General features: G+C 73.9%; 1 protein-coding gene. It reads left to right on the top strand.

Annotation, left to right across the window (positions count from 1 at the left end):
• On the top strand, nucleotides 1-8,564 hold an 8,564-nt coding region (locus WH07_RS31100; protein ID WP_046507470.1), incomplete at both ends, for a type I polyketide synthase.

Here is an 8,564-nt window from a genome sequence, read left to right as displayed (position 1 = left end):
GTACCGAGGCCGCCGTGGTCCTCGCGCACTCCTCGCCCGAGGCCATCGCCGTGGAGCGGGAGTTCCGGCAGCTCGGCTTCGACTCGCTGACGTCCGTCGAACTGCGCAACCGGCTCTCGTCGGCCACCGGTCTGACCCTGCCCGCCACCCTGATCTTCGACTACCCCACCCCCGCCCGTCTCGCCGCGTTCCTGCTCGACGAACTGGTGGGCGCGGACGACATCGAGGCCGCCGTCACCGCACGCGAGTCGGCCGACGACTCCACCACCACCGGCGATCCCATCGCGATCGTCGGCATGAGCTGCCGCTTCCCCGGCGGGGTCGAGTCCCCGGAAGGCCTCTGGGAGCTGGTCCTCTCCGGCGAGGACGCCATCACCGGCTTCCCCGCCGACCGAGGCTGGCAGGCCGACCCGTCCATCGGCGCCGTCGAGGGACAGGGCGGATTCCTGCGGGACGTCGCCGACTTCGACGCGGACTTCTTCGGGATCTCCCCGCGTGAGGCTCTCGCGATGGACCCGCAGCAGCGCGTCCTCCTCGAAGTCTCCTGGGAGGCGGCCGAACGCGCCGGAATCGACCCGGCGACCCTGCGCGGCAGCCGCACCGGGGTCTTCGTCGGAGTCAGCGGGCAGGACTACGCCGGACTGGTCATGCGTTCCAAGGACGACATGGCGGGCCACGCGACGACCGGCCTCGCGGTCAGCGTGGTCTCAGGACGGCTCGCCTACGCGCTCGGCCTCGAAGGTCCGGCGATGTCCGTCGACACCGCCTGCTCCTCGTCCCTCGTATCCCTCCATCTCGCCTCCCAGGCGCTGCGCGGCGGCGAGTGCTCGCTCGCACTCGCGGGCGGGGTGACCGTGATGACGACCTCGGCGAACTTCGCGGGCTTCTCCCGGATGGGCGGACTGGCGGGCGACGGCCGGTGCAAGGCGTTCTCCGACTCGGCCGACGGCACCGGCTGGTCGGAGGGCGCGGCGATGCTGGTGCTGGAGCGGCTGTCGGACGCCCGGCGCAACGGGCACCAGGTCCTGGCGGTGGTACGGGGCAGCGCCGTCAACCAGGACGGCGCCTCCAACGGTCTCACGGCACCCAACGGCCCCGCTCAGCAGCGGGTCATCCGGCAGGCCCTGGCCAACGCCGGCCTCTCGCCCACGGAGGTGGACGCGGTCGAGGCGCACGGCACCGGCACCCCCCTCGGCGACCCGATCGAGGCGCAGGCGCTGCTCGCCACGTACGGCCAGGACCGCGACGCGGACCGGCCGCTGCTGCTGGGCTCGGTGAAGTCCAACATCGGCCACACCCAGGCCGCCGCCGGCGCCGCGGGGCTGGTCAAGATGGTGATGGCGCTCCGCCACGGCACCCTGCCGCGTACGCTCCACCTCACCGAGCCGTCCACCCATGTCGACTGGTCGGCCGGCGCGGTCGAGCTGCTGGCCGACACGACCGCCTGGCCGGAGACCGGCCGCGCCCGGCGCGCCGGAGTCTCGTCCTTCGGCATCAGCGGCACCAACGCCCATGTGGTCCTAGAGCGGGCGGACCCGGTGGAGAGCGGTTCCGGTGCGGCCACGGCCGTGCGGGACGGGGCATCGGGCGCGGTGCCCTGGCTCGTGTCGGCCAAGAGCGAAGCGGCGCTGGACGGCCAGCTCGCCCGCATCAGGGAATTCGCCGGACACGGGAGCGGGCGTGGGAGCGGGCACGGCAGCGGGCATGCGCCCGCGCTGCCGGTGGACATCGGTTTCTCGCTGGCCACGGGCCGGTCGCTGTTCGAGCACCGGGCGGTGCTGCTGGCGACGGACGACGGCGTCTCGGATCTCGCCCGGGGCCTCGCCACCGAGCGGTCGACGGCGGTGCTGTTCTCGGGGCAGGGCTCGCAGCGGCTGGGTATGGGCCGGGAGTTGTACGGGCGGTTCCCGGTGTTCGCGGAGGCGCTGGACTCCGTACTGGCGCTGCTGGACGGGGAGTTGAAGCGTCCGGTACGCGAGGTGATCTGGGGTGAGGACGCCGGGGCGCTGGACGGTACGGGGCTGGCTCAGCCCGCGTTGTTCGCGATCGAGGTGGCGTTGTTCCGGTTGGTGGAGTCGTGGGGTGTGCGGCCCGATTTCGTGGTCGGGCATTCGATCGGTGAGATCGCCGCCGCCCATGTGGCCGGGGTGTTCCCGCTGGCGGACGCCTGCCGTCTGGTGGCGGCGCGGGCGTCGCTGATGCAGGCGCTGCCGGGCGGTGGCGCGATGGTCGCGGTCCAGGCGACGGAGGAGGAGGTCGTCCCGTACCTCTCCGGCCGTGTGTCCGTCGCGGCTGTGAACGGCCCCTCCTCCGTGGTGCTTTCGGGCGCCGAGGACGCGGTGCTGGAGGCCGCCGCCCAACTGGAGGCACTCGGTCGCAGGACCACGCGTCTGCGGGTATCGCATGCCTTCCACTCGCCGCTGATGGACCCGATGCTCGACGAGTTCCGCACGGTGGCGGAGACCCTGGCGTTCCAGGAGCCTGCCATCCCGGTGATCTCGAATGTGAGCGGTGCTCTCGCTTCCGCCGAGGAGCTGTGCTCGCCCGACTACTGGGTACGGCATGTCCGCGAGGCGGTCCGGTTCGCGGACGGTATCCGTACCCTCGCCGACCAGGGCGTCACCGTGTTCCTGGAGCTGGGCCCCGACGCGGTGCTGTCCGCGCCGGCCCGGGAGTCCCTGCCCGCCGATGCCGTAGTGGTCCCCGCGCTCCGCAAGGACCGCGGCGAGGAGACCACGCTGATCACCGCGCTGGCCCGGCTCCATGTGGCCGGAGCCGCCGTGGACTGGCCGGCGTTCTTCGCGGGCACCGGCGCCCGGCGCGTGGATCTGCCGACATACGCCTTCCAGCGCGAGCGCTTCTGGCCGGAGGTGGCCGTGGCGGCGGAGACCGCGGCCGGTACGGACCCGGTCGACGCGGAGTTCTGGGCGGCCGTCGAGCGGGAGGACCTGGAATCCCTGGCGTCCCGGCTCGACGTGGACGGCGGTTCGCTCGGTGCAGTACTGCCCGCTCTGTCGTCGTGGCGTACCCGGCGCAGGTTCCGCTCGACGGTGGACGCGTGGCGCTTCCGGGAGTCCTGGCAGCCGCTGGCCCTCACCGCCTCCCCGGGCGCCCTGCCCGGCACCTGGCTGGTCCTCGCCCCGGCGGCCGGAGCCGCCGACGCCTGGGCGGACACGCTGACCAGCGCACTCGGCACCGCAGCGGTACGGGTGGACATCGACGGCGCCGACCCCGTCGTTCTGCGCGAGCGGCTCTCCGCCGCGGCTGCGGAGACCGAAACCTTCGACGGTGTGGTGTCCCTGCTCGCCCTGGACGAGTCGTCCAGTACGGCCGGTGTGCCCGCCGGACTGGTCGCCACCGCTGCCCTCGTCCAGGCCCTCACGGACGCAGGCGTGAACGCCCCGCTCTGGGCCGTCACCCGTAGCGCGGTCGCACCCGTGCCCTCCGGCCCGCCGCCCGTACCCGCGCAGGCCGCCGTCTGGGGTCTCGGACGGGTCGCCGCGCTGGAGCATCCGCGCCAGTGGGGCGGGCTCGTCGACCTCCCCGAAGAACTGGACGAGCACGCCGTACGCCGGTTCGTGGCCGTACTCACCGGCACCGCCGGCGAGGACCAGCTCGCGATCCGCGCCTCCGGCGTCTTTGGCCGGCGGATGCTGCCCGCCCCCGACACGGCGGCCGACACCGAAGCTCGCTGGGAGCCGTCCGGCACCGTCCTGATCACCGGCGGCACCGGCGCGCTCGGCGCGCGCGTCGCCCGCCGGCTGGCCGGCGAGGGCACCCGGCACCTCGTCCTGCTGAGCCGGCGCGGTCTGGCGGCGCCCGGCGCGCCCGAACTGCTCGCGGAGCTGACCGGCCTCGGCGCGCAGGTCACCGTCGCCGCCTGCGACGCCGCCGACCGGGGCGAGCTGGAGCGGGTACTGAAGGCCATTCCCGCGGACTGCCCGCTGACCGGAGTGGTGCACACGGCGGGCGTGCTGGACGACGGCGTGCTGGCCGGGCTGACCGCCGAGCGGTTCGAGACGGTCTTCCGCGCGAAGGTCGCCTCCGCCCTGCTCCTCGACGAACTGACCCGCGATCTAGGACTGTCGGCCTTTGTGCTGTTCTCCTCGGTGGCCGGCTCGGTCGGCAACCCCGGCCAGGCCAACTACGCGGCGGCGAACGCGGTGCTCGACGCGCTGGCCGAACGGCGCGCGGCGCTCGGGCTCCCGGCCACCTCGATCGCCTGGGGCGCGTGGGACGGCGCGGGCATGGCGGGCGGCGTGGAGCATGCCCGTACCACCGGCGGCCAGGCCCACGACCGCAGGCGGGCGTCCGGCGCGCTCGATCCCGAACTGGCGGTCTCCGCGCTGTTCCGGGTGGTGGCCGAGCCCGAGCCGACCGTCGTCCTCGCCGACCTCGGGCGCCCCGAACTGCTCACCGCCCTGCTGAGCCTGCGTCCCAGCCCGCTCCTGGCCGAACTGCCCGCAGCCCGCAGTGCGCTGACGGAGCTTCAGAAGACCCGGCAGGAGACCGGAACAGCGGCTTCAGGGCTGCGGGAGCGCCTCCTCGCGGCCCCCGACGCCTCGGGGGACGAGCGCGCCGCGGTGCTGCTGGACATCGTCCGTACCCACTGCGCCGCGGTCCTCGGACACACCGGAGCCGAGGCGATCAAGGGCGACAAGGCCTTCCGGGACCTCGGCTTCGACTCGCTGACCGCCGTGGAGCTGAGCAACCGGCTCACCGGCGCGACAGGACTGACGCTCCCCGCCAGCCTGGTCTTCGACTACCCCACCCCGGGCGCCCTCGCCGACCATCTGCTCGCCGAACTGCTCGGTGAGGACGCCCTCGCCGGTGCCGCGCTCGACCGGGCGGACACCCGGTCGGCCGACGACGACCCGATCGTCGTCGTCGGTATGGCCTGCCGCTTCCCGGGCGGGGTGCGCTCGCCGGAGGACCTCTGGCGGCTGCTCGCCGAAGGCCGCGACGGCATCGACGCGTTCCCCACCGACCGCGGCTGGGACCTCGATGTCCTGGCGGGCGACGGCCAGGGCCACAGCGCCACCCGGGTGGGCGGATTCCTGTACGAGGCGGCGGAGTTCGATCCGGGCTTCTTCGGGATCTCGCCGCGCGAGGCGCTCGCCATGGACCCGCAGCAGCGGCTGCTGCTGGAGGTGAGCTGGGAGGCGGTCGAGCGTACCGGCACCGACCCGGCATCGTTGCGCGGCAGCCGTACGGGAGTCTTCGTCGGCACCAACGGCCAGGACTACGCCCATCTCGTCCTCCGGGCGAACGAGGACGTGGAGGGCCACGCGGGCACAGGACTCGCGGCCAGTGTCATCTCCGGTCGGCTGTCCTACGCCTTCGGCTTCGAGGGCCCGGCCGTCACCGTGGACACCGCCTGCTCCTCCTCGCTGGTCGCCCTGCACTGGGCCGCCCAGGCGCTGCGCGGCGGCGAGTGCTCGATGGCACTGGTCGGCGGCGTCACCGTGATGTCCACCGCGACGAGCTTCGCCGGATTCACCCGGCAGGGCGGCCTCGCGCCCGACGGGCACTGCAAGGCCTTCTCCGACTCGGCCGACGGCACCGGCTGGTCGGAGGGCGTCGGAGTGGTCGTCGTCGAGCGGCTGTCGGACGCGCGGCGCAACGGCCACGAGGTGCTGGCTGTCGTGCGGGGCAGTGCGGTCAACCAGGATGGTGCTTCCAATGGTCTGACGGCGCCGAATGGTCCTTCGCAGCAGCGGGTGATCCGGCAGGCGCTGGCCAGTGGTGGGTTGTCGCCGGCGGATGTGGACGCGGTGGAGGCGCACGGTACCGGTACGACGCTGGGCGATCCGATCGAGGCGCAAGCACTGCTTGCCACGTACGGACGCGACCGTGACCCGGAGCGTCCGCTGCTGCTCGGCTCGGTGAAGTCCAACCTCGGCCACACCCAGGCGGCGGCCGGGGTCGCGGGTGTGATGAAGATGATCCTCGCGCTCCGGCACGGCGAACTGCCGAAGACCCTTCATGTGACCGAGCCCTCGACCCGGGTGAACTGGGCTACCGGCGCGGTGGAGTTGCTCACCGAGCAGACCGTGTGGCCGGATGCCGGCCGCCCGAGGCGCGCGGGTGTGTCGTCCTTCGGGATCAGCGGCACCAACGCCCATGTGGTGCTGGAGCAGGCCCCGAGGGAGCAGGCCCCGGGAGCGCCGGCTCCGACGGAAACCGCGGGCATCGCCCCGGCGGATGGGACTCCCGCCCCGGCGGATGGGACTCCCGCCCCGTCCCATGGGATTCCCGCCCCGGCCGTGGTGCCCTGGCCGGTCTCCGCCAGGAGCGAAGCGGCGCTGGACGGACAGATCGAGCGGCTACGGTCCTTCGCGGCCGAACACCCCGGACTCTCCCCGGCCGACATCGGGCACTCGCTGGCCACGAGCCGCTCGCTGTTCGAGCACCGGGCGGTGCTGCTGGCGACCGGGCAGGGCTTGCCGGAGATCGCCAGGGGAGAGGCGGCCGGGCAGCCCCTGGCGGTGCTCTTCTCCGGCCAGGGCTCCCAACGGCTCGGCATGGGGCGGGAGTTGTACGACCGGTTCCCGGTCTTCGCAGACGCCCTCGACTCCGTACTGGCGCATCTCGACGCCGAGTCCGCCGGCCAGGACCGCCCGCTGCGCGAGGTGATCTGGGGAGAAGACGCCGGGGCACTGAACCGGACCGCCGTCACCCAGCCCGCCCTCTTCGCCATCGAGGTGGCGCTCTTCCGGCTCGTCCGGTCCTGGGGAATCGCACCGGACTTCGTGGCGGGCCACTCGATCGGTGAGATCGCCGCCGCCCACGCGGCCGGGGTGTTCCCGCTCGCCGACGCCTGCCGGCTGGTCGCCGCCAGGGCCCGGCTGATGGACGCGCTGCCCGGGGGCGGCGCCATGATCGCGGTGCAGGCCGCCGAGGACGAGGTCAGCGGGCTCCTGCTGTCCGAGGACGTGGCGATCGCCGCGGTCAACGGACCGCGCTCGGTGGTGCTCTCGGGCGACGAGGAGCAGGTGGGGAACATCGCCGGATTCCTCGCCGCCGACGGACGCAGGACCTCCCGACTCGCGGTCAGCCACGCCTTCCACTCCCCGCTGATGGACCCGATGCTGGCGGAGTTCCGTGCGATCGCCGAGGGGCTCACCTACGAGGAGCCCGCGATTCAGGTGATCTCGAATGTGAGCGGTGCTCTCGCGTCGGCGGACGAGCTGTGCTCGCCCGAGTACTGGGTACGGCATGTCCGCGAGACCGTCCGGTTCGCCGACGGTGTACGGACCCTGGCCGAGCGGGGCGTGGGTGTCTTCCTGGAGCTGGGCCCTGACGGTGTGCTCTCCGCCATGGCCCGCGAGTCCGTCCCGGACAGCGCGGTCGTGGTGCCCGTCCTGCGCAAGGACCGGCCGGAGGAGCTGACCGCGGTCACCGCGCTGGCCCAGGCGCACGCCCACGGCGCCCGGGCCGACTGGAGCGCGCTCCTCGCGGGGAACGCCACCCGCCGGGTGGCGCTCCTCGCGGGGAACGCCACCCGCCGGGTGGAACTGCCGACGTACGCGTTCCAGCGCGAGCGGTACTGGCCGTCGCTCTCGGCGGCCCCGGGCGATGCCTCGGGCCTCGGCCTCGAATCGGCCCGGCACCCGCTGCTGGGCGCGGCGATGACCGTGGCGGGCTCGGACGAGGCGGTGCTCACCGGACGCCTGTCCACGCGGACCCATCCCTGGCTGACGGGCCGTCCGGTGCCCGGAGGCGCGGTGCTTCCCGAGGCCGCCTTCGCCGAACTGGCCGTACGGGCCGGGGACGAGACCGGCTGTGACACGGTCGAGGAACTGACCCTCGCCACCGGGCTCGTCGTGCCCGACGACGGCGCGGTACGGGTGCAGGTGCGGGTGGCCGCCCCCGACCGGACCGGCCGCCGTTCGCTGACCGTGCACGCCCGCCCCGACGGTGCCGGCCAGCCGTGGACCCTGCACGCGGCCGGGGTGCTGAGCGCCGGACACCGGGCGCCGGAGACCGAGCTGAGTACGGAGCTGGGCACGGAGGCCTGGCCGCCGGCCGGGGCCGTATCCCTGGACCTGCCCTCGGACCTGGACCTGGACCCGGACGCGGACGCGGATTACGGCGCGGTCGGTCTGCGGGCCGCCTGGCTCCGGGACGGCGAGGTCTTTGCCGAAGTCACCCTCGAAGAGGACGAACAGGCCGTCGCACAGGGGACGTTCGCGCTGCACCCGGCACTGCTGACCGCCGCCGTCAACGCGGCGGGACTGCTCCACACGGGGACGACCGGGACCACTGGCACCTCCGACGGCGCGGCGGCCGGTCCGCTCGCCGGAACCGTCCCGGTCGAGTGGCGCGGACTGACCCTGTACGCGGGTGCTGCCACGGCCCTCCGGGTACGTCTCACCCCGGCGGGCCCCGACACCGTCGAACTGGCCGCTGTCGACGAAGAGGGCGCGCCGGTGCTCGCGGTGCGCTCGCTGACCCTGCGCCCGGCCTCCATGACAGGGGTGGCGGCCGAGTCCGCCGAGCCCACGCCGGGTCCGCTGTTCGGCCTCGACTGGGTGCCCGCGCCCGCCACTCCCGCGCCCGCC

Source organism: Streptomyces odonnellii, assembly GCF_000981895.1.
Taxonomy (GTDB): Bacteria; Actinomycetota; Actinomycetes; order Streptomycetales; family Streptomycetaceae; genus Streptomyces; species Streptomyces odonnellii.
Note: the sequence above shows the minus strand (reverse complement) of the source record. Positions and strands in the feature narration are given on the sequence as shown.